The sequence below is a fragment of the Sinobaca sp. TMA16-18 genome (assembly GCF_059510535.1).
Genome location: NZ_JCAKFM010000001.1, coordinates 249,528 through 271,611, shown reverse-complemented (window position 1 = coordinate 271,611; position 22,084 = coordinate 249,528). Strand labels below are relative to the sequence as shown.

At 47.7% G+C, this 22,084-nt stretch carries 20 protein-coding genes and 1 other annotated feature; of the genes, 19 read left to right on the top strand and 1 reads right to left on the bottom strand.

The features are described 5' to 3' along the window. The first annotated feature begins 49 nt into the window (after positions 1 to 49). The 19 genes from pgeF (at position 50) to pyrE (ending at position 20,154) form a co-directional block, all read left to right on the top strand. Positions 50 to 886 carry a peptidoglycan editing factor PgeF gene (gene pgeF, locus AC5W14_RS01405; RefSeq protein WP_496193526.1) on the top strand — a complete coding sequence of 279 codons (837 nt, stop codon included), beginning with the start codon at positions 50 to 52 and terminating at the stop codon, positions 884 to 886. 15 nt (positions 887 to 901) lie between these two features. Further along, complete coding sequence (locus AC5W14_RS01400) at positions 902 to 1,594, top strand: YggS family pyridoxal phosphate-dependent enzyme (RefSeq protein WP_496193525.1); 693 nt, start codon at positions 902 to 904, stop codon at positions 1,592 to 1,594. 35 nt (positions 1,595 to 1,629) lie between these two features. Next, complete coding sequence (locus tag AC5W14_RS01395) at positions 1,630 to 2,064, top strand: cell division protein SepF (protein ID WP_496193524.1); 435 nt, start codon at positions 1,630 to 1,632, stop codon at positions 2,062 to 2,064. A 12-nt stretch (positions 2,065 to 2,076) separates the two neighbouring features. Continuing rightward, on the top strand, positions 2,077 to 2,331 hold the full coding sequence (locus AC5W14_RS01390) for a YggT family protein (RefSeq protein WP_252313860.1): 255 nt from the start codon (positions 2,077 to 2,079) through the stop codon (positions 2,329 to 2,331). A gap of 11 nt (positions 2,332 to 2,342) precedes the next feature. After that, the gene (locus AC5W14_RS01385; protein WP_496193523.1) at positions 2,343 to 3,122 is read left to right on the top strand and encodes a YlmH family RNA-binding protein; all 780 of its coding nucleotides are present in this window, start codon (positions 2,343 to 2,345) and stop codon (positions 3,120 to 3,122) included. A 21-nt stretch (positions 3,123 to 3,143) separates the two neighbouring features. Beyond that, positions 3,144 to 3,629, top strand: a complete 486-nt coding sequence (locus tag AC5W14_RS01380) for a DivIVA domain-containing protein (RefSeq protein WP_496193684.1) — start codon at positions 3,144 to 3,146, stop codon at positions 3,627 to 3,629. Between the two features lie 48 nt (positions 3,630 to 3,677). Further along, positions 3,678 to 3,891, top strand: a binding site (T-box leader). Between the two features lie 96 nt (positions 3,892 to 3,987). Then, entirely contained in the window at positions 3,988 to 6,756 is a 2,769-nt protein-coding gene (ileS, locus tag AC5W14_RS01375; protein WP_496193522.1) for an isoleucine--tRNA ligase, read from the top strand. Positions 6,757 to 6,890: 134 nt separating this feature from the next. Then, positions 6,891 to 7,394 carry a signal peptidase II gene (lspA, locus tag AC5W14_RS01370; protein ID WP_496059659.1) on the top strand — a complete coding sequence of 168 codons (504 nt, stop codon included), beginning with the start codon at positions 6,891 to 6,893 and terminating at the stop codon, positions 7,392 to 7,394. After that, complete coding sequence (locus AC5W14_RS01365) at positions 7,360 to 8,274, top strand: RluA family pseudouridine synthase (RefSeq protein ID WP_496059397.1); 915 nt, start codon at positions 7,360 to 7,362, stop codon at positions 8,272 to 8,274. The genes lspA and AC5W14_RS01365 overlap by 35 nt, the downstream gene beginning before the upstream one ends. A 219-nt stretch (positions 8,275 to 8,493) precedes the next feature. Continuing rightward, positions 8,494 to 9,045, top strand: coding sequence for a bifunctional pyr operon transcriptional regulator/uracil phosphoribosyltransferase PyrR (gene pyrR / locus AC5W14_RS01360; protein WP_120192313.1), 552 nt, complete (start codon positions 8,494 to 8,496; stop codon positions 9,043 to 9,045). A 149-nt stretch (positions 9,046 to 9,194) separates the two neighbouring features. Next, positions 9,195 to 10,526, top strand: a complete 1,332-nt coding sequence (locus tag AC5W14_RS01355) for a solute carrier family 23 protein (protein ID WP_496059398.1) — start codon at positions 9,195 to 9,197, stop codon at positions 10,524 to 10,526. A gap of 42 nt (positions 10,527 to 10,568) precedes the next feature. Beyond that, entirely contained in the window at positions 10,569 to 11,513 is a 945-nt protein-coding gene (locus AC5W14_RS01350; RefSeq protein WP_496059399.1) for an aspartate carbamoyltransferase catalytic subunit, read from the top strand. Next, positions 11,510 to 12,793: a dihydroorotase gene (pyrC, locus tag AC5W14_RS01345; protein WP_496193521.1), complete on the top strand. Its 1,284-nt coding sequence runs from the start codon at positions 11,510 to 11,512 to the stop codon at positions 12,791 to 12,793. The genes AC5W14_RS01350 and pyrC overlap by 4 nt, the downstream gene beginning before the upstream one ends. A gap of 1 nt (position 12,794) precedes the next feature. Next, complete coding sequence (locus AC5W14_RS01340) at positions 12,795 to 13,883, top strand: carbamoyl phosphate synthase small subunit (protein WP_496059401.1); 1,089 nt, start codon at positions 12,795 to 12,797, stop codon at positions 13,881 to 13,883. A gap of 17 nt (positions 13,884 to 13,900) precedes the next feature. After that, positions 13,901 to 17,125, top strand: coding sequence for a carbamoyl-phosphate synthase large subunit (carB, locus tag AC5W14_RS01335; RefSeq protein WP_496193520.1), 3,225 nt, complete (start codon positions 13,901 to 13,903; stop codon positions 17,123 to 17,125). Continuing rightward, positions 17,122 to 17,898, top strand: a complete 777-nt coding sequence (locus AC5W14_RS01330) for a dihydroorotate dehydrogenase electron transfer subunit (protein WP_496193519.1) — start codon at positions 17,122 to 17,124, stop codon at positions 17,896 to 17,898. The genes carB and AC5W14_RS01330 overlap by 4 nt, the downstream gene beginning before the upstream one ends. Next, positions 17,895 to 18,815 carry a dihydroorotate dehydrogenase gene (locus AC5W14_RS01325; protein ID WP_496059404.1) on the top strand — a complete coding sequence of 307 codons (921 nt, stop codon included), beginning with the start codon at positions 17,895 to 17,897 and terminating at the stop codon, positions 18,813 to 18,815. The genes AC5W14_RS01330 and AC5W14_RS01325 overlap by 4 nt, the downstream gene beginning before the upstream one ends. Then, positions 18,812 to 19,522: an orotidine-5'-phosphate decarboxylase gene (pyrF, locus tag AC5W14_RS01320; RefSeq protein WP_496193518.1), complete on the top strand. Its 711-nt coding sequence runs from the start codon at positions 18,812 to 18,814 to the stop codon at positions 19,520 to 19,522. The genes AC5W14_RS01325 and pyrF overlap by 4 nt, the downstream gene beginning before the upstream one ends. After that, positions 19,522 to 20,154: an orotate phosphoribosyltransferase gene (gene pyrE, locus AC5W14_RS01315; protein WP_496059406.1), complete on the top strand. Its 633-nt coding sequence runs from the start codon at positions 19,522 to 19,524 to the stop codon at positions 20,152 to 20,154. The genes pyrF and pyrE overlap by 1 nt, the downstream gene beginning before the upstream one ends. A 54-nt stretch (positions 20,155 to 20,208) precedes the next feature. On the opposite strand, the gene AC5W14_RS01310 is transcribed toward pyrE, so the two are convergent. After that, positions 20,209 to 21,960, bottom strand: coding sequence for an Rqc2 family fibronectin-binding protein (locus AC5W14_RS01310; protein ID WP_496193517.1), 1,752 nt, complete (start codon positions 21,958 to 21,960; stop codon positions 20,209 to 20,211). Positions 21,961 to 22,084 lie beyond the last annotated feature (124 nt).

The window sequence follows — 22,084 nt, the reverse complement described above, 5'->3', positions numbered from 1 at the left end:
ACGCGTCCGGCTTTTTTCAAGAAAGGCCCATTGGGAGGGAATATGATACATGCTAAACAGCAGGGAACCTTTTGAGCAGACAGCGGATCCGTTTTTGATGCTTGCATCCCCTTCGTTTTCTGCAGAAAAAGGTGTAACAGCAGGGTTTACAGTTAGATCCGGCGGGCACAGCCCGGCTCCTTTTTGCAGCAATAATATGGCGTTCCATGTAGGCGATGATACGGATAATGTAATCAAAAACCGGGAGAAGCTTGCAGCAGCTGCAGGCCGCCCGCTTTCCACGTGGACGGCTGCAGAGCAGGTCCATAAAGCAGATATAATCTATGCTGCAAAGCAGGATGCCGGAAAAGGTGCCTGGACGAGAGAGAGCCGGGTAGGTGAAGCGGACGGAATGTATACAAAGTCTGCCGATGTAACGCTTGTCAGCTTTTATGCCGACTGCGTTCCGCTCTATTTTCATGCGCCGGATAAAGGATTAGTCGGTCTGGCCCATGCTGGATGGAAAGGAACGGCTTTAGATATTGGGTCCCGCATGGTCGACACATGGAAAAAAACAGAGAACGTGGACCCAAAAGAAATATATGCAGTGATCGGTCCATGTATTTCAGCGCAGCATTATGAAGTGGACAGCACCGTTATAAACGCAATGAAACAGGTGCTGGACCCTTCTGCACCAGAGCCGTGGACAAAGAACAGCGGAGGCGGATATCAGCTGGACATGAAAGCGGTGAACCGTCAGCTGTTGGAGCAGGCCGGTCTACCTGCAGCACAGATAGAGGTTACTTCCTACTGTTCCTACGAGCATGAACAATTATTTTTTTCACATCGCCGGGACCAGGGAAAAAGCGGCCGGATGATGAGCTTTATTGGAAAGAGTGAAGACTAGAAAGGAGCCCGCACGTTGGGAGATGTAGAGAAAAATCTAGCAGCCATCAAACAAACGATTAAACAAGCATGCAGTAAGGCCGGGAGGAATGAAGATGAGGTCCATATTATTGCTGTGACAAAATATGTATCGCTGGAAACGGCTGAAAATGCAATAAAAGCAGGAATTTCCCATCTTGGCGAGAATAGAGTAGAAGGAGCACTGGATAAATGGGAAAAACTTCAAGATAAAGCCTCATTCCATTTTATCGGGCAGCTTCAATCCAAAAAAGCCAAAAAAATTATTGGCAAATATGAATATATTCACTCTTTGGATCGTATATCTTTAGCAGAGGAGCTGGAAAAAAGGCTGGAAGACGGAAATAAAGTAAAATGCTTTGTGCAGGTAAATGTATCTGGTGAGACGTCAAAGGCGGGACTGGACGCTGCAGAAGTGATTCCGTTTATTCAGGAACTGAAAGCCTTCTCCTCTATTGAAGTAGTAGGACTGATGACAATGGCACCGTTCGAAGAAGACCCGGAAAAAACGAGAGCCTGGTTCCGTGAGCTGAGGATGCTCAGAGACCGTGTGCAGGAACTCGGCCAGCCGAATGCCCCTTGTAATGAGTTGTCGATGGGAATGTCCAATGATTATGCTGTTGCAATCGAAGAAGGCGCGACGTATATTAGACTTGGAACAAGTCTGGTAGGTAACGAAACGAACGCCTGATAGGCATGATACTATGAATGGCAGGAGGAAAAACGATGGGTTTCAAAAAAAACTTTAAGCGTTTTTTTGAATTGGAAGATGGCACGGTCGAAGACAGGGATCCGATGATTAAATATGAAGAGGACCCGGTTCCGGAAGCAGTACCGCCTGCTAAAGAAAAGTCAAATGTCGTCAGTCTTCAGAGTCTTCAGCAGTCTGCGAAAATGATACTCATTGAGCCAAGAACCTATGAAGAAGCCCAGGACATTGCGGATCATTTAAAAAATAGAAAATCGGTTATTATCAATGTGCAGCGCCTTCAGCACGATCAGGCGAAGCGAATTGTTGATTTTCTCAGCGGCACTGTTTATGCTATAGGCGGAGATATTCAAAAAGTCGGTGAAAATATATTTTTATGTACGCCGGACAATATAGATGTTTCCGGTGCTATTTCAGAAGCACTGTATGAACACGATCAGAAACAACCTTAAAGGAGAGAAAAAATGGCGCAAATTGGAGCAATTTTAGCTGCAGGAATGCAGATTTATTCATTTATCGTACTCGCTTATATTCTTATGTCCTGGTTCCCGAATGCCCGGGAAACATCAATCGGACAGATGATCGGATCCATTGTAGAGCCATTTCTGGAGCCGTTCCGCCGCGTGATTCCACCGCTTGGCATGTTTGATATTTCTCCACTTGTTGCATTGCTTGTACTAAACATGGCAAGCCGCGGCGTTGCTGCGCTATTTATGTAAAAGGAGCAGCTATGGACTATACTGAACACTTTCGAAAAGAAGAACACCCATTCATCGAACAAGTACGGGATTGGAAGCAGGCAGTTGAAACGTATTATGAAACCAAACTCACTGATTTTCTCGATCCCAGGGAACAGGATCTGCTTTCGATGATTATTGGAAAAGATGAAACGGTACGTTATCAGTTTCATGGAGGAGCGAAAGGCGCTGAACGAAAAAGAGCCTGTATTTATCCTTTCTATGAAGAGATTACAGAAGACTCATTTAATCTGGCTTTGTATGAACTTTCTTATCCTGCCAAATTTGTGACCCTCCGTCACCCTGATATCCTGGGAACGCTGACGGGTCTGGGCATTAAAAGAGAAAAGTATGGAGATATTATTGCCGGGGAAGGCTTTTTTCATTGTATTGTCAGTGAAGAGGTCGGCATATATATGGAAATGAATCTTACTAAAGCCGGCAATGCGCCGGTGCAGCTTGAAAAGAAACCAATGCATGATGCGTTGGAGGCAGAGGAAAGCTGGGAAGAAGTAAGTTCTACTATTACTTCTTTCCGGCTTGACGTTCTTATTGCAGAGATGTACAGCGTTTCAAGAAGCAAAGCTCTTCCTTACATTGAAAAGGAAAAAGTGAAAGTGAACTGGAAAACAATCACCCAGCCGGCCTATCAGGTCGCTCCCGGCGATTATATTTCGGTCAGGGGAATGGGACGTCGTAAAATTTTAAGTGACGAAGGATTAACGAAAAAAGGACGCTACCGCTTGCGGTACGGAAAAAAGAAAGACCAATAAACAACAGCAGAGGTGAAGCCAGTGCCTATTACTCCTTTAGATATCCATAATAAAGAATTTACCAAAGGTTTTCGTGGTTACGATGAAGATGAAGTTAATGAATTTTTAGACCAGGTTATTAAAGATTTTGAAGCGGCGATCCGCGAAAAAGATGAATGGCAGACAAAAGCTAAAGATCTTGAAGAGCGGGTGGAGCATTTTTCCGCTATTGAAGATACGCTGAATAAATCGATTATGGTGTCTCAGGAAACAGCGGAAGAAGTAAGAAAAAGTTCCAATAAAGAATCCGACCTGATTATTCAGGAAGCGGAAAAAAACGCCGACCGCCTGATTAATGACGCCCTAAACCGTACGAAAAAGATGGAACTGGAAATGCAGGAGTTAAAAAAGCAGGCCAGCGTCTATCGGATGAGGTTTAAAATGCTGGTCGAAGCCCAGATGAATCTCTTACATAGCGAAGAATGGGAAGACATCACAAATGAATCGCCTGCAGCCGGGACGGAGTGAAATATTGACTAACCGTATTTTCTGAATTATACTTTTTACACAACATATAAAAAAACGAAGACAGGGACATACTTTATTGTACGCCGTCTGAACAGCGAGCTGTGACATGGTGGGAGCACAGTACAACGGCAGATAAAGACATCACCCTGTAGTTCCGATACTGAAATATAGTAGGTACCGGCGGTTGTTTACCGTTATACAAACCCAAAGTGGCTGTGTGTGCAGCTATTAGGGTGGTACCGCGAGCCTTCTCGTCCCTATCGGATCGAGAGGGCTTTTTTGTATGCGTAAAGGAAGTATTTGTAAAACAAAACGACTGAAAAAAACTGCACAATTAAATGAATGGGGGAAAAATGAAATGAGTTACAAAGAAACACTGCTCATGCCGAAAACGGATTTTCCGATGCGCGGCAACCTGCCGAACCGGGAACCGGAAAGACAAAAAGAATGGGAAAGCGAAAACATGTACCAAAAAGTGCAGGAACGCACAGCCGGACGTCCGCTGTTTGTTCTGCATGACGGCCCTCCATACGCTAATGGGGATATCCATATGGGGCACGCTTTAAATAAAGTATTAAAAGATTTTATCGTCCGTTATAAATCGATGTCCGGGTTTCATGCACCTTACGTGCCAGGCTGGGATACCCACGGCCTTCCTATTGAGACAGCGCTGACAAAAAATAAAAAAGTGAACCGAAAAAAAATGTCAGTGGCTGAATTCCGCCAGGCCTGCGAAGAGTATGCATTAAAGCAGGTGGACCGTCAGCGTGAACAGTTTAAAAGACTCGGTGTCCGCGGAGACTGGGATAATCCGTATATCACTCTTACAAATGATTATGAAGCCCAGCAGATTAAAGTATTTGGAGAAATGGCCAAGCGCGGCTATATCTATAAAGGCAAAAAGCCGGTCTACTGGTCGCCTTCTTCCGAATCAGCTCTGGCAGAAGCGGAAATTGAGTATCATGATAAAAAATCACCTTCTATCTACGTGACATTTGACGTAAAAGACGGTAAAAATGTTTTGGATGGGGATGAGAAATTTCTTATCTGGACAACAACTCCATGGACGATCCCGGCTAACCTGGCGATCGCTCTTCATCCAGAGCTGACGTATGCAACGGTAAAACAAAACGGTACAAAATATATTGTAGCGGAAGGTCTGTTGGAGCAGCTAAAGACCGAGCTGGAATGGGATGAAGCGGAAACACTTCGCACCTTTAAAGGGGAAGAACTGGAGCACGTGATGACGAGCCACCCTATCTATGGCAGGGATTCTCTCGTTATTTTAGGGGATCACGTTACCTTGGATGCCGGTACAGGCTGTGTTCACACAGCACCCGGCCACGGGGAAGATGACTATATTGTAGGCCAGCAGTATGGCCTGGAAGTGCTCTGTCCTGTTGACGATAAAGGGTATTTCACGGAAGAAGCACCTGGTTTTGAAGGCCTGTTTTATGATGAGGCAAACAAACAGATTACCCAGAAGCTTGATGAATTAAATGCCCTGGAAAAACTGAATTTTGTAAAGCACTCCTATCCTCATGACTGGCGCACGAAAAAACCGGTTATTTTCCGGGCGACTTCCCAGTGGTTTGCGTCTATCAAGGATTTCAGAGAGCAGCTGCTCGAAGAAGTAAAAAGTGTAACGTGGCTTCCGGAATGGGGAGAAACAAGATTATTTAATATGGTTCGTGACCGCGGAGACTGGTGTATTTCCAGGCAGCGGGCATGGGGCGTGCCGATTCCTGTATTTTACGGAGAAGACGGCGTGGAAATTGTAACAGATGAAACGATCTCGCACGTATCGGATTTATTTAGACAGCACGGTTCCAACATCTGGTTTGAATGGGATACAAAAGACCTTCTTCCGGAAGGGTATGAGTCTGACCAGAGCCCTAACGGAGTGTTCACTAGAGAAACAGATATTATGGACGTATGGTTTGACAGCGGTTCTTCCCACCAGGCAGTGCTGGAGGAACGAGAAGAGCTTCAGCGCCCTGCTGATGTTTACATCGAAGGTTCCGACCAGTACAGAGGGTGGTTTAACTCGTCGCTTTCCACCAGCGTTGCCGTAACTGGGAAATCCCCGTATAAGGCAGTAATCAGCCACGGGTTTGCGCTGGACGGCAAGGGCCACAAAATGAGCAAATCCATTGGAAACACCGTTATTCCTAATGATGTAATGAAACAGCTGGGAGCAGACATTCTTCGTCTATGGGTATCAAGCGTAGACTATCAGGCGGACGTTCGTATTTCCGATGATATTCTAAAGCAGGTAGCCGAAGTGTACCGTAAAATCAGAAACACTTTCCGCTTTATGCTCGGTAACTTAAACGACTTTAACCCTGCAGTGGACAGGGTCGCGGTAGAGGAGCTTCCTGAACTGGATCTGTTCATGCACGTGAAGCTTCAGGACCTGATTAAGAAAGTGACGAAAGGCTATGAAGAATATCAATTTGCAGCCGTCTATCATGCCATTCATAACTACTGCACGGTAGAGCTGAGCTCTTTTTATATGGACAGTGCCAAAGACACTTTATATATTGAAGCGGCAGACAGCAAAAAGCGCCGGGCGATTCAAACGGTTATTTATGACACACTTCTCGCCCTTACCCGGCTTGCAGCTCCAATTATCCCGCATACGGCGGAAGAAGCATGGACCTATATTCCGGACACTTCAGCAGAAAGCGTGCATTTAACGGATATGCCAGAAGCTGTTAATACAGACAGCTATCAGGATTTAAAGAAAAAATGGAGTACGATCATGGATGTCCGTGATGACGTGTTAAAAACGCTGGAGCAGGCACGAGGCGAAAAGCTGATTGGCAAATCATTAACAGCAGCCATTCAACTATATCCCGTACCGGAGCTGAAAACGCTTCTGGAAGATACCGAAGACCTGGAAAAACTATTCATCGTATCCAAAGTTGATATTGAAGGCAGCAAAGAAGAAGCGCCGCCGGAAGCAGACGTGTATCCATCCATTGCCATTACGGTTCAGGCAGCAGATGGAGAAACATGCGGCCGCTGCTGGACGGTTTCAGAAACAGTAGGAGAAGATAAAGATCACCCTACGCTTTGCAGCAAGTGCAGCAGTATCGTTAAAGAACATTATTCAGAAGTATAATAAAAAGGGCTTTTCTCCTTAGGGAGGGAAGCCCTTTTAAGATACGGCCTGCCGATGCTTCTTTTCTAACGGGCGCCGGTATGCTAAAATGCATAAGTACGTACAACTTAAGATGAGCCGGAGGAAAATAGATGATGATATTTTATTATTTGCTGGCCCTGTTTATCATTGCTTTGGACCAGCTGACAAAATATGCAGTCGTTATTTATATGGATATAGGAGAAAGCATTGAGCTGATCCCGGATTTTTTATACCTTACTTCCCACCGGAATGAAGGGGCCGCCTTTGGTATTCTTCAAGGGCAGATGTGGTTCTTTTATATTATTACCGTGGTCGTAGTCGCAGCGATTATTTATCATCTGCATAAATACGGGAAAACAAGTCTTATGATTGGCCTGCCGCTGGTCTTCATACTGGGCGGGGCGCTCGGTAATTTTATTGACCGGGTGCTGTTTGGTGCAGTCGTGGACTTTGTGGACACGTATTTCTGGGGATACAGCTATCCTATCTTTAACGTAGCGGATTCTGCTTTAGTCGTAGGCGTAGGTTTATTAATTATAAAAATGATGAGTGACGAATGGAAAGAAAAGAGGAAAAGCAAACATGGAAGTAATGCAGTGGATCACAACAACAGATGAAGAAGGATCAAGAATCGATCAGTTTGTAACCAAGCAAGGGGAGGACTGGTCCCGGTCTATGGTACAGCAGTGGATTAAAGAAGGCCAGGTGCTCGTTAATAACAAAACGGTGAAAAGCAATTACAAACTAAACGCAGAAGACGAAGTCGAGGTCAGCGTGCCGGAAGCCGTTGAACCGGATATTCTGCCGGAGAATATTCCGCTTCAGGTTGTTTATGAAGATGCGGATGTTATCGTTATTAACAAAGAACGGGGGATTGTCGTTCACCCTGCACCGGGACATTACAGTGGAACGCTGGTCAATGCTCTTATGTATCATTGTAATGATCTATCCGGCATCAACGGAGAGAAGCGTCCGGGCATTGTCCACCGTATTGATAAAGACACAACCGGCCTGTTGGTAGCGGCCAAGCACGATAAAGCACATGAGCAGCTGAGCCGCCAGCTTCAGGATAAATCAATGAAGCGCGAGTATGCAGCGATTGTACACGGCGTGGTGGAACATGATAAGGGAACCATTGACGCACCGATCGGGCGCGACGAAAGAGACCGCCAGAAAATGAAAGTAACCCAGCGCAATGCGAAAGATGCGGTTACGCATTTTGACGTGCTTGAGCGCTTTGCTCATTATACGTATATTCATTGTGAACTGGAAACAGGAAGAACCCATCAAATCCGTGTCCATATGAAATATATTAACCACGTGATTGCGGGAGATCCGAAGTACGGTAAGAAAAACACGCTGCCGATTGATGGACAGGCTCTTCATGCCCATACGCTCTCCTTTATCCATCCTATGACCCAGGAGCGGATGACATTTAAAGCACCACTTCCAGAAGAAATGGAGTCTCTGCTGGAAAGTCTTCGAAAAATAACTTGACCCGGACAGCCGCTGTTTGTCATAATAGCAACAGATCAACAATCGAATAGTTATTCCTTTAACGACAGTCCCGTGAGGCTGAGAAGGACTTTGCCCTGCATAACAGCTTTCCTGTGAGAAGTCTGTTTTGTTATGACGCAGTAAATCCATCCTCTCATCCCACCGGACGAGGGGATTTTTTGTACGCTGTAAAGTGGAAGATAACAGGAGGTGCAGGCAGTGGAAACGACAGAGCGGGTGCTATTGGATGAACAAGCCGTAAGAAGAGCGTTAACACGGATTTCACATGAAATGATTGAAAAAAATAAAGGAATGGATGAATGCATTCTTGTCGGCATCAAGACGCGAGGCGCTCATATTGCAAACCGCATTGCTGAGCAGATCGAAAAAATCGAAGGCCGGCCGGTAGCGGTGGGAGAAGTGGATATAACGCTGTACAGAGACGATCTCAGCCACCGGAGCCAAAATGAGGAACCAGAACTTAAAGGGACCTCTATTCCGCACACTGTTAAAGATAAGCGGGTCATCCTGGTTGATGACGTTTTGTATACCGGAAGAACCGTTAGAGCAGCGATGGATGCCGTTATGGACATTGGGCGTCCTTCTCTTATCCAACTTGCTGTCCTGATTGACCGGGGACATCGTGAGCTTCCGCTCCGTCCTGATTATATCGGAAAAAATGTGCCTACTTCCAAAGATGAAATTATTGCTGTAAAGCTTAAAGAAAGTGACCAGGCAGACGAAGTAAGCATTCGCCATCAAACTTCATAAAGTACTCTTTAAATCAGTCCAGTGAGACAGGTAAGAGGCGATTGGAACGAAGCAGGCCCGATAAGGAAGCCTGCTTGCTCCTGCGCACCTCTTTGTCTGACGATAAAGAGGTTTTTTGTATAAATTAAATCAAAGCGGGGGTAACCACCATGAATAACGATGTGAAATTAGATGTACAGGAAAAACCAAAATGGAATCAGTGGCTGATACTCAGCATGCAGCATTTGTTTGCGATGTTCGGCGCGACCGTGCTTGTGCCGATTCTCACCGGACTCAGTCCATCGGTTGCTTTAGTATCAAGCGGACTCGGCACGCTTGCCTATCTTGTTATTACAAAAGGCCAGGTGCCGGCCTACCTTGGCTCCTCTTTCGCCTTTATTATGCCGGTCATTGCAGCGATGGCGATCGGAGGGCCGGAGGGCGTGATGATTGGAACCTTTACCGCCGGCATCATATACGGCATTACCGCCCTCATCATTCAGCGTACCGGAGTAAACTGGCTCATGAATGTACTGCCGCCGATTGTTGTCGGTCCGGTCATTATCGTTATCGGACTTGGGCTGGCCGGCACTGCAATTGATATGGCGATGAACTATGACGAAGCATCTGGTTCATATATTAATCCGGCTCTGCATTTTTCGGTAGCGCTCGCTACGTTGTTTATTACAATCATTGCTTCCGTATTCTTCAAAGGGTTTCTGAATTTGATTCCGATTTTGCTCGGAATTACGGGTGGATACCTGGTAGCAGTTGCAGCAGGGCTTGTGTCCTTTCAAAGCGTTCTTGATGCCCCCTGGCTGCATGTGCCCGACTTCGTCATCCCATTTGCAACATTTACCCCGCAGTGGTCGTGGACGATCGTGCTGATTATGGCGCCGATCGCCGTCGTTACGCTGGCAGAGCATATAGGAGACCAGATGGTGCTTAGTAAAGTAGTAGGCCGCAATTTTATCAAAAAACCCGGCCTGCACCGTTCGATTATGGGGGACGGTGCTGCGACGATCGTTGCTTCGCTCCTCGGGGGCCCGCCCAACACGACGTACGGAGAAAATATAGGCGTACTCGCGATTACAAGAGTATTCAGCGTATATGTCATCGGAGGAGCAGCGCTTATGGCGATAGCCTTTGGATTTGTAGGGAAAGTAGAAGCACTGATCGCTACAATTCCCGGGGCTGTTATGGGAGGCGTCTCTATCCTATTATTTGGAATTATCGCCTCCTCGGGCCTGCGGATGCTGATTGACAATCAAATTAATTTTGGCATCAAGCGTAATTTAATTATCGCTTCCGTTATTTTAGTAACCGGAATCGGCGGAGCATTCATTGAAGTAGGCGACCAGCTGGAAATCGCCGGCATGGCGTTTGCGACCTTTATCGGTATTCTGCTGAATGCAGTACTTCCTGGAAAAGAGCATGGGTTTGGAAACAGGGCAATGTTTAAGTCTCTTGATAAAGCAGCCAATGAAGACGACGCGGCCTGACCAACTGGATTCTGCGTTTCGATATGAATAGGAGGACTGGTGATGAAGAGTATGGCGGAAGAACAAAAAAGCACAGCAAAATCCGGGAAACAGGGACATTTTTTAACCCTTGATGAGTGCAGCATAGAGGAAATTGAAGCTCTTCTCCAACGAGCACAGGCTTTTGCCGAAGGGGAAAGATGGGAGCCTGAAGGAAAAGTGTTTGCAGTCAATCTTTTTTTCGAGCCGAGCACAAGAACAAAAATCAGTTTTGAAGCAGCAGAAAAAAGACTCGGGCTCGATGTCCTGCAGTTTGATGCAGATACATCAAGTGTTAAAAAAGGAGAAACGCTCTACGATACGGTACGAACGCTGGAAAGCATCGGAGCGGATGTAGCAGTGATCCGCCACAGCAAAGAACGCTATTTCGACGAACTGAGAGAACAGATTGGAATTCCGATTATCAATGGCGGCGATGGCTGCGGTCATCACCCGACCCAGTCAATGCTTGACCTGCTCACGATTAAACAGGAATTTGGATCGTTTACCGGCCTGAATGTTGTGATCGCAGGGGACATCCGCCACAGCCGGGTCGCCCGTTCCAATATAGAGGTGTTGGAGCGTCTTGGTGCGAATGTATACGTAAGCGGGCCGGAAGAATGGATGGATAAAGAAATGATCCGCCGTTTTCTTCCGATAGAAGATGCAGTGGAACAGGCAGATGTAATGATGATGCTTCGTATTCAGCATGAAAGGCACACTGTGAAAATGGTGGCAGGCGCATCGGAGTATCACCATTTATACGGCCTGACACCGGAGCGGGAAGCGAGAATGAAGCCAAACAGTATCATTATGCATCCCGCTCCGATTAACCGAAATGTGGAAATTGCAGACGAACTGGTGGAGTGCAGACGCTCTCGTATTTTTAAACAAATGACTAACGGCGTGTACTCCAGAATGGCTGTGCTGGAAAAAGCCCTTACTACGCAGAAGGAGAGATCAATATGAATGGATGGATAACAAACGCTAAGGTAATGGATGAAACAGGAGAGCTTCATACAAAAGATGTACTAATTAAAGATAAAAAGATTGCCGCAATTGGCAGCAGGCCGGAGGCAGAAGAAGCGGTGGTTGATGCAAAAGGAGCCTTTCTTTCCGCCGGCCTCGTAGATGTCCACGTTCACTTGAGAGAACCAGGTGGGGAAAAGAAGGAAACGATTGAAACAGGAACAAAAGCGGCCGCAAAAGGCGGATTCACCACGGTATGCCCCATGCCCAACACCAGGCCGGTACCGGACTCCGCTGAACATATGGATGCCCTCCAGCAAAAAATCGCTGAAACAGCGGTAGTGCGTGTGCTGCCATATGCTTCGATCACGATACGGGAGCTCGGGAAAGATATCGTTGATATGAAAGATCTTAAAAGCCGCGGAGCGTTTGCCTTCACGGATGACGGAGTCGGCGTACAGGACGCCTCGGTTATGCTTGACGCAATGAAACAGGCAGCGGCTTTAAACATGCCGGTTGTGGCCCACTGTGAAGAAAATACATTAATCAACAAAGGCAGCGTACATGAAGGAATATTTTCAGAAAAACACAGCCTGCGGGGCATTCCATCGGTATGCGAATCCGTACATATTGCAAGAGACGTGCTGCTGGCAGAAGCTGCAGGAGCCCATTATCATGTCTGTCATGTAAGCACTAAAGAATCCGTCCGGGTGATTCGTGACGCCAAGCGCGCCGGCATTCACGTAACGGCCGAAGTAACGCCGCATCACCTGATTTTGTGCGAGGATGACATTCCTTCTGTGGATGCCCAGTACAAGATGAATCCACCGCTGCGCGGCAAAGAGGACCGTGACGCACTGATCGAAGGACTGCTTGATGGCACCATTGATTGTATTGCAACCGATCATGCCCCACATACAGAAGAGGACAAAAACCAGCCCTTGGAAAAAGCACCATTTGGAATTACGGGAGCGGAAACCGCCTTTCCCCTGTTGTATACGTACCTGGTGAAAAAAGGAACGCTGACTTTTAAGCAGCTGGTGGACGGCTTAACGAAAGACCCGGCCGGAGTGTTCGGGCTGGAGTCCGGCATACTTGCACAGGGGGCAGCCGCAGATCTTACTTTGATTGACCTGGAAAAAGAAGACAAGATCCGCCCGGAAACATTTGTCTCCAAAGGAAAGAATACACCGTTCAAAGAGTGGAAGGCGAGCGGCTGGCCGATATGGACCATGGTAGATGGAACCGTAGTATATCAAAAAGAAGGAGTGTTCCAGTAGGATGAAAAGAAAACTAATCTTAGAAGACGGCACGGTATTTACCGGCCATGCAATAGGAAGCACAAAAGAAACGACCGGAGAAGTTGTGTTTAATACGAGTATGACAGGGTATCAGGAAATCCTCTCCGATCCTTCCTACTGCGATCAGATTATTACTTTAACCTATCCGCTTATCGGAAACTACGGAACAAACCGCGACGATTTTGAAACGCTGCTTCCGTCAGCGGGCGGCCTTATTGTAAAAGAATCAGCCATCCATCCAAGCAACTTCCGCAATATCGGGACGTTGGATGACTGGTTGAAAGAACATGATATTCCAGGTCTCACAGGAATTGACACAAGAATGCTCACCCGCCTTATCCGGGACCGCGGCACGATGCACGGCAGGCTGGCTGCCGAAACAGCGGATGAACAGTCGATTATTGACTCCCTGCAGTCGTTCGTACCATCAAAAGATAAAGTGGCAAAGGTTTCTACAAAAAACGCCTACCACGCACCGGGAGCAGGGCGCCGGGTTGTATTAATGGATTACGGTGCCAAACACGGCATTGCGAGAAATCTGATTAAACGAAACTGCGATGTGTTTGTACTGCCTTACAATGCGACGGCTGAAGAAATTCTAAAACTGGATCCTGACGGCGTTATGCTGAGCAATGGCCCGGGAGATCCGGAAGATGTTCCGGAAGCGGTACAGACTGTGAAGAACCTTCTCGGCAGGGTGCCGGTCTTCGGCATTTGTTTAGGCCATCAGCTGCTGAGCCTGGCGGGGGGCGCGACCTCCTCCAAATTGAAATTCGGCCACCGCGGCGCGAACCATCCGGTAAAAAACATTCGTACCGGCAAAGTTGATATCACTTCTCAAAACCACGGGTATACGATTGACCGGGATTCACTAATGGGAACGGATTTAATGCTGACGCACGTTAACGTCAATGACAATACGGTAGAAGGCGTCGCCCATGAATATTATCCGGCATTCAGCGTGCAGTACCACCCGGAAGCATGTCCGGGACCGAATGATTCCAATGAACTGTTCGATCAATTTATGAGCATGATAGACAAACATAAAAAAGCATCTACAGCCGTTTAAGAGAAGGGGAGACTATAATGCCGAAAAGAACAGATATTCATAGAATTTTAGTGATTGGATCAGGACCGATTGTCATTGGACAGGCAGCTGAATTTGATTATGCAGGGACACAGGCCTGCCAGGCACTGCAGGAGGAAGGATACGAAGTTATTCTAATAAACTCCAATCCGGCAACGATTATGACAGACACGAATATGGCAGACCGGGTGTACATCGAACCGATTACGCTCGAGTTTGTGAGCCGGATTATCCGCAAAGAACAGCCGGATGCCCTCCTGCCGACACTTGGAGGACAAACTGGATTAAACATGGCAATGGAGCTTCACCGCGAAGGCATTCTGGAGCGCTACAATGTAGAACTGCTCGGGACAAAGCTTGATTCCATTGAAAAAGCTGAAGACCGGGACGAATTCCGGAATCTGATGTATGAATTAAATGAGCCGGTGCCGGAAAGCCGCATCGTAAATAAACTCGAAGAGGCCCAGGCTTTTGTAGAAGAAATCGGATTTCCAATTATCGTACGTCCAGCCTACACGCTTGGCGGCACAGGAGGCGGACTGGTTGATAACGAGGCAGAGCTGATTGAAATCGTTACATCCGGCCTGAAATACAGCCCGGTTACCCAGTGCCTGATTGAAAAAAGCATCGCCGGCTGGAAAGAAGTAGAATACGAAGTAATGCGCGATAAAGACGACCAGGCCATTATTGTGTGTAACATGGAAAATATTGATCCCGTCGGCGTGCACACCGGAGACTCGATTGTGACAGCTCCGAGCCAGACGCTTTCCGATCGCGAGTACCAGATGCTGCGCGAGTCCTCCTTGAAAATCATCCGGGCCCTCAAAATTGAAGGAGGGTGCAACGTTCAGTTTGCACTGGCAACCGACAGCTTTGACTACAATATTATCGAAGTGAATCCAAGGGTAAGCCGATCCTCGGCACTTGCTTCAAAAGCGACCGGGTATCCGATCGCCAAGCTGGCAGCCAAAATTGCAGTTGGCTATCATCTGGATGAATTAATCAATCCGATCACTGGTAAAACGTATGCCAGCTTTGAACCAGCGCTTGATTATATCGTAACGAAAATACCAAGATGGCCTTTTGATAAATTTGAAGCGGCCAACCGCCGTCTCGGCACGCAGATGAAAGCAACCGGCGAAGTGATGGCAATTGGACGTTCGTTTGAAGAGTCCATTATGAAAGGGATCCGCTCACTCGAGCTTGGGAAAAATCATTTGTATGATGACACGCATAAACACTTGAGCGATGACGAAGTGGAAAGCCAGCTTCGATACGCGGAAGACGAGCGTTTATTCATTATCGGGGAAGCCCTCCGCCGCGGCTGGTCGTCGGAACGAATTCATGAAATCACAAAAATTGATATGTTCTTTATTGAAAAGTTTCTCGGTATCGCCCGGGTGGGGGAAATGCTGCAGGGTAACACCGGAGATTTTGATATTTTAAAGATGGCTAAAGAAACAGGCATCGTTGATGAAGTAGTCGCACAGAGCTGGGGCTGGACTGTCGATGAAGTCGAAACATTCCGCCGTCAGGAAGGGCTGGTGCCGGTCTATAAAATGGTCGACACGTGTGCAGCTGAGTTTGAATCGGCTACTCCGTACTATTATTCTTCCTACGAACAGGAAAATGAAAGCATTCGAACAGACAAGCCCTCTGTGCTCGTGCTGGGCTCGGGACCTATTCGAATCGGCCAGGGTATTGAGTTTGATTACGCCACGGTACACACCGTCTGGGCGATTCAGCAGGCAGGCTATGAGGCGATCATTATGAACAATAACCCGGAAACGGTTTCCACGGACTTCAGCATCTCCGATAAATTGTATTTCGAGCCGCTGACAATTGAAGATGTCATGCACGTGATCGACCTGGAGCAGCCGATGGGCGTGATCGTGCAGTTCGGCGGCCAGACCGCCATTAACCTGGCAGAAGACCTGGACCGCAAAGGAGTAAGAATCCTTGGAACATCGATGGAGGATATGGACCGGTCGGAAGACCGCGATAAATTTGAAGCTGCCTTAAGAAAGCTTGAAATCCCAATGCCGCTGGGACAGACAGCTGTCTCGTCAGAAGATGCAGTAAGAACAGCTTCAGAAATTGGTTACCCTGTTCTTGTCCGGCCTTCTTATGTTCTCGGCGGACGGGCCATGGAAATTATTGAAAAAGAAGAAGAACTGCTTTCGTATATGAAACGGTCGGTGAAAGTAAATGAGAAGCACCCTGTGTTAATTGACCGTTACATGGTTGGAAAAGAAATTGAAGTGGATGCGATCTCCGACGGGGAGACCGTGGTCGTTCCGGGAATTATGGAACATATCGAACGGGCGGGAGTACACTCCGGTGACTCTATCGCCGTCTATCCGCCTCAGTCGCTCTCCGAGTCCATAAAAGAGAAGCTTATCGAACGTACGATAGCGATCGGAAAAGGGCTTGGCATTATCGGACTGCTGAACATCCAATTTGTTATCCACGAAGACGAAGTGTACGTATTGGAAGTTAATCCGAGAGCAAGCCGGACGCTGCCTTTCCTAAGTAAAATTACAGGGGTTCCGATTGCAGCGGCAGCAACAAACGTTATGCTGGGCACTTCTTTGAAAGAGCAGGGCTATAAAGAAGGCGTGCTTCCGGAAAAGGACGAAGTGTTTGTAAAAGTGCCGGTGTTCTCTTTTGCCAAGCTGCGCCGGGTGGATATTACGCTCGGTCCGGAAATGAAGTCAACCGGAGAAGTAATGGGACGTGACGTCACGCTTGAGAAAGCCTTGTACAAAGGACTTATTGCCTCCGGCATGAACATACCGGAGCACGGCTCGGTGTTGTTTACGATTGCAGATGACCGTAAGGCGGAAGCACTCTCGCTCGCTCACCGTTTCCATAAAATCGGCTACACGCTGATGGCAACAGCCGGAACGGCAGAAATGCTTCATAAAGAGCACATTCCTGTTAAAACGGTCAGCAAGGTAGAAGAAGCATCACCAAATATTCTTGATGTGATCCGTGAAGGCCGGGCCCAGTTCGTTATTAACACGATGGATAAAGGCAAACAGGCGGCTAAAGACGGATTCCGCATCCGCCGGGAGGCCGTTGAAAACGAAGTCGTCTGTATGACATCGCTTGATACAGCAGGCGCTCTTCTATCGGTACTGGAAATGATTACCTTCTCGGCAGAAGCTATGCCTGCCATGATAGAAACAAAGGCACCGGCCCCAGAGGTGAGCCATAAATGATCAAAGAAAATATGCGGGTCGAATCCCAGCAGGAAATTGCCCCGGCTATTTACGAAATAACACTTTCCGGCGAGCTGGTGACCCACATCAGCGCTCCCGGGCAGTTTCTTCATATTAAACCGGCACCTGGAACTGAGTTTACGCTGCGACGGCCTTTAAGCATCAGCCACGTAAACGAAGCCGACAAAACGCTGACGGTTATTTACCGCGCAGATGGACAGGGAACAAAACGAATTTCAGAAAGACGGCCGGGAGATGAAATAAATGTGTTCGGTCCACTTGGCAATGGCTTTTCCACGAGCGGAATCCAGCCGGGCGATAAGGTGCTGATCGTAGGAGGCGGGGTCGGCATCCCCCCTCTGTACGGCCTTGCAAAAGAGATTTTAAAAAAAGGCGCTTCCGTTACTACGGTGCTTGGGTTTGCAGATAAATCCGCCGTATTTTATAAAGACGTGTTTGAAGCACAGGGCCGGTTGTTTATCAGCACGATGGACGGCAGTGAAGGAACAAAAGGTGTTGTCACGGATGTGATCCGCGAGCAGGGTCTGAGCTTTGATTACTTGTTTGCATGCGGGCCGAATCCGATGCTGCGCGCGTTAAATAAAGACTATTCCAAAGCCCGTGGATCGGTGTCGCTGGAAGAGCGGATGGGCTGCGGTATTGGTGCCTGTTTTGCCTGTGTGTGTCATCCAACGGATGACCCGACTGGAACCGGCTACCGTAAAATATGCAGCGACGGCCCGGTATTTAACTGGGGAGAGGTGATCATATGAACCGAACAGCTGTCAATCTTCCAGGACTGCCGATGAAAAATCCAATCATGCCGGCTTCCGGGTGCTTTGGATTTGGACGGGAATTTGCCAAGCTTTATGACTTAAACAAGCTCGGTGCCATTGCCATTAAAGCGACTACCCGGGAATCCCGCTTTGGAAATGAAACCCCGCGGGTGGCGGAAACGTCTGCCGGGATGCTGAATGCAATCGGCCTGCAGAATCCGGGAATGGAAAAAGTCACGGCAGAAGAAATCGACTGGCTGACAAGCCGGTATGAGACGCCGCTTCTCGCTAACATTGCGGGATCGACGATGGAAGATTACGAAGCCGTAGCGGCGCACCTGTCCGAAAACAACAAAGTATCTGCGTTCGAACTGAACATTTCCTGCCCGAACGTAAAAGAAGGCGGAATTGCATTCGGTACAGATCCAAAACTGGCCTATGAGCTGACAAAACGAGTGAAAGCTCTCTCTTCGGTGCCTCTTTATGTAAAGCTTTCGCCGAACGTAACCAATATTAAAGAAATTGCAGACGCGGTGGAGACGGCGGGAGCAGACGGACTCAGTATGATCAATACGCTCTCCGGTATGAAACTCGATGTGAAAACAGGGCGTCCCGTACTAGCCAACCAAATTGGGGGGCTGTCCGGTCCGGCCATTAAACCGGTAGCGGTAAAAATGGTCTATGAGGTACGCCAGCAGACCAATCTTCCGATTATCGGAATGGGAGGGGTAACCACACTGGATGATATTATTGAGTTTTTTATGGCAGGAGCGGATGCAATCGCTGTGGGCACAGCCAATTTCACCAATCCGTTTGCCTGCCCGGAGCTGATTGATGAGTTTGAAATGTGGATGGAACAGAAAGGCTACAGCAGTCCGGCCGACATCCGAAAAGGGGTGGAGGCATTATCATGATAAACCAGCCAATCGTAGCCGTCGATGTTGAAAATGCGGATAAAGCGGGAGAGCTTCTGGCAAAGCTTCCTCAGGAGCCGTTATTTTTAAAAGTAGGCATGGAGTTGTTTTATCAGGCCGGCCCGGCGTTTGTAAAAGAGTTAAAAAAACAGGGCCACCGTATTTTTCTTGATTTAAAGCTGCACGATATTCCCCACACCGTAGAAAAAGCGGCTTTGCAAATTGCTGCGCTTGATGTAGATTTGTTTACGGTGCATGCCGCCGGCGGGCAGGCGATGATAGAGGCTGCCGTCCGAGGGGCTGAAAAAGGGACCCGGGAAGGAACTGCCCCTCCTGTTTGCCTGGCGGTTACACAGCTGACCAGCACAACAGAGAAGGTTATGCACGAGGAGCTTCTTATTAGAGGGTCCCTGGCAGACGCAGTTCGTCATTTTTCCAGACTTGCGGCGGATGCCGGTGCCGGCGGAGTCATCTGCTCTGCATGGGAAGCGGCTGTCGTCCGCCGGGAGCAGTTTCCGGACTTTATGGCGGTTACGCCTGGTATCCGTATGAAAGATGATGACACCGGGGACCAGAAACGGGTGGCTGATCCAGCCCGGGCAAGAGAGATAGGAAGCAGCGCGATTGTCGTCGGCCGAAGCATTACCGGTGCTGCTGATCCAGCCGCAGCTTATCATACAATTGAGAAAGCTTGGAGGAATGCCTGATGGAACATGAAATTGCAAAAGAATTATTAAAAATACAAGCAGTCTCCTTAAGTCCGGCCGCTCCTTACACCTGGTCTTCCGGAATGAAATCACCGATTTACTGCGATAACAGACTGACTTTATCATATCCTTCACTGCGCACAGCCATAGCAGAAGGGCTGGCAGAGAAAATAACGGCTCATTTCCCGGAAGCAGAAGTGCTGGCGGGTACTGCTACAGCCGGTATTGCCCATGCCGCGCTTACTGCAGATAAAATGGAGCTTCCTATGGTCTATGTACGCAGCTCTTCAAAGTCACACGGCAAAGGCAATCAAATTGAAGGGCAGATTAAAAAAGGACAGAAAGTAGTCATTGTGGAAGACCTGATTTCTACAGGGAAAAGTATTATTGAAGTCCAGCGGGCTCTTGAATCGGCAGGTGCGGTTGTTCTTGGGGCAGCAGCGATCTTTACATACGGCCTTCAAAAAGGAACAAGCCAGCTCCAGGAAGCAGGCCTTTCGGTAGAAGTGCTGACTGGATTTGATGCACTGGTGGAAGCGGCAGAAAAAGAAAACTACATTGAAGCCTCTGATATGGAGCGACTGAAAAAATGGAAACAGAATCCAGAGTCGGAAGACTGGATGAATGCATAATTTATTTACTGCAAAAAAAAGAGGAAGCCCAGTCGATGCTGGCTTCCTCTTTTTTTAGCTTTCCTGTTTGGATGGATTATCCCGGTGCTGCTTCTCGTTTTCACGAAGCTGGAGCACCAGTTCTTCCGTTGGGGTAACAAACAGGGTGGACTGGTTGTCATAGGTTACAAAACCTGGTTTAGCTCCGCTTGGTTTTTTCACATGCCGGATCAGCGTGTAGTCGACCGGTACGGAGCCGGATTCGCGTGCTTTGGAATAAAAGGCAGCAATAGAAGCGGCTTCTTTGAGCGTCTGTTCGGAAAAGTCCTCTGCCTGAATCACTACATGGGACCCGGGAATATCTTTTGTATGGAGCCATGTATGGGAGGCGCGGGAGAGTCTATTCGTTAAATATTCGTTTTGTTTGTTATTTTTGCCGACAAAAATCAAGGTGCCGTCTGTGGAAAGATATTTCTCAATAACCGGTGCAGCAGGTTTTTTGCGCTTCTGGCCTTTTTTCATCTTTCGTTTCATATAGCCCTGTTCCGCAAGTTCTTCGCGGATATCTTCAATATCTCCAGGAGAAGCGGATGCAAGCTGCTGGAGAATTTGATCCAGGTAGTTCATTTCCCGTTTGGCATCCCTGATCTGTCGTTTTACAAAGCTCAGCGACGTTTTCGCTTTGTTGTAGCGCTTGAAATATTTCTGCGCGTTTTCAGAAGGCGACAGTCTTGGGTCCAGAGTCAAAGTAAGAGAAGCACCATCCGGATCATAGTAGTCCATTACTTCAATTTCCTTTTCGCCTCCTTTAATCAGGTGAAGGTGAGCCGTCAGCAGTTCGCCGTATTTTTGGTAGTCCAGCGAATTTTCCGATTGCTGCAGCGTTTTTTCGAGTTTTTTTATTTTTTTCTTATTTTTCTGCCATTCGTTCTGCAGAAACCTCTGCATATCATGGGACTGCTGTTTCACACGGTCCCGTTCTGCTTTTCCGGTATGAAAGCGTTCGAGCAGTTCACTTGTTGAAGCAAACCTCGTAACGTCCCCTTTTAAATGGTCAAGAGGAAGGACAGAATAATATTCCTTACCGCCGGCAACAATCATCTGCGGCTGAAAGCGCAGATGGGAAACGTCGTCCATCATCCGGACAAAGGTGTCTGCCACCTGGGAAACAGAACCAAGGCCTGCCTGGTGGATCACTTCTTTTGTTACCTGCGGGGAAATGCCGGTATACGCCTGGAGAAGCTGCTTATCAAGGCGTCCCTGATTGGAGTCGAGGTGCCGGAGCACATCATCCCGGTCCGCTGCGAGCGGGTCGGCTTTTTCCTGGGAAGGAGGTTCTATATAAGGGCGTCCCGGGAGAATCGTACGATAGCTGTTTACTGAAGGCGGAAGGTGCTTCAAACTGTCGAGAATCAGATTGGACCCGGCATCCAGCAGAATGATATTGCTGTGTTTGCCCATTATCTCCACAATCAGCTTTTTTTCCTGCTTTTCTCCTATTTCGTCTTTTCCTTCGATATAGAGAGTAATAATCCGTTCCATTCCATGCTGTTCTATCCGACGGATAAATCCGCCTTCAAGGTGCTTTCTTAAGAGCACACAGAACATCGGCGGCTCAGGCGCATTTTCATAGCGCTGGGAAGTGAAGTGAAGCCTTGCAAAATTGGGATTTGAAGATAAAAAAAGCTGATGATTTACGCGCTCGGCACGAATCGTCATGCTGATATCCATTTTATACGGCTGTTTAATTTTAGAAATACGACCGTTCAGGACGGTGTCGTTTAATTCTGCTGTAATGGCTCTTGCCATAATTCCGTCAAAGCTCATCTTACCTACATCCTTTCATCTTTTACAGTATATCACGCACGTGGAACCGGAAGATACCGGCAGGACCGGTGGAGCTGTTCGTTTTTAATGGAAATAAGCTTTATTATTTCCCTTAGTTGTTAGG

Coding starts and splice junctions, on each gene's coding strand:
- AC5W14_RS01365 (WP_496059397.1), top strand. CDS start 7,360: ATGGAAGTAATGCAGTGGATCACAACAACAGATGAAGAAGGATCAAGA.
- pgeF (WP_496193526.1), top strand. CDS start 50: ATGCTAAACAGCAGGGAACCTTTTGAGCAGACAGCGGATCCGTTTTTG.
- carB (WP_496193520.1), top strand. CDS start 13,901: ATGCCGAAAAGAACAGATATTCATAGAATTTTAGTGATTGGATCAGGA.
- AC5W14_RS01310 (WP_496193517.1), bottom strand. CDS start 21,960: ATGAGCTTTGACGGAATTATGGCAAGAGCCATTACAGCAGAATTAAAC.
- pyrC (WP_496193521.1), top strand. CDS start 11,510: ATGAATGGATGGATAACAAACGCTAAGGTAATGGATGAAACAGGAGAG.
- lspA (WP_496059659.1), top strand. CDS start 6,891: ATGATATTTTATTATTTGCTGGCCCTGTTTATCATTGCTTTGGACCAG.
- AC5W14_RS01340 (WP_496059401.1), top strand. CDS start 12,795: ATGAAAAGAAAACTAATCTTAGAAGACGGCACGGTATTTACCGGCCAT.
- AC5W14_RS01385 (WP_496193523.1), top strand. CDS start 2,343: ATGGACTATACTGAACACTTTCGAAAAGAAGAACACCCATTCATCGAA.
- AC5W14_RS01355 (WP_496059398.1), top strand. CDS start 9,195: ATGAATAACGATGTGAAATTAGATGTACAGGAAAAACCAAAATGGAAT.
- AC5W14_RS01390 (WP_252313860.1), top strand. CDS start 2,077: ATGGCGCAAATTGGAGCAATTTTAGCTGCAGGAATGCAGATTTATTCA.
- AC5W14_RS01395 (WP_496193524.1), top strand. CDS start 1,630: ATGGGTTTCAAAAAAAACTTTAAGCGTTTTTTTGAATTGGAAGATGGC.
- AC5W14_RS01325 (WP_496059404.1), top strand. CDS start 17,895: ATGAACCGAACAGCTGTCAATCTTCCAGGACTGCCGATGAAAAATCCA.
- AC5W14_RS01350 (WP_496059399.1), top strand. CDS start 10,569: ATGAAGAGTATGGCGGAAGAACAAAAAAGCACAGCAAAATCCGGGAAA.
- pyrE (WP_496059406.1), top strand. CDS start 19,522: ATGGAACATGAAATTGCAAAAGAATTATTAAAAATACAAGCAGTCTCC.
- pyrF (WP_496193518.1), top strand. CDS start 18,812: ATGATAAACCAGCCAATCGTAGCCGTCGATGTTGAAAATGCGGATAAA.
- ileS (WP_496193522.1), top strand. CDS start 3,988: ATGAGTTACAAAGAAACACTGCTCATGCCGAAAACGGATTTTCCGATG.
- AC5W14_RS01330 (WP_496193519.1), top strand. CDS start 17,122: ATGATCAAAGAAAATATGCGGGTCGAATCCCAGCAGGAAATTGCCCCG.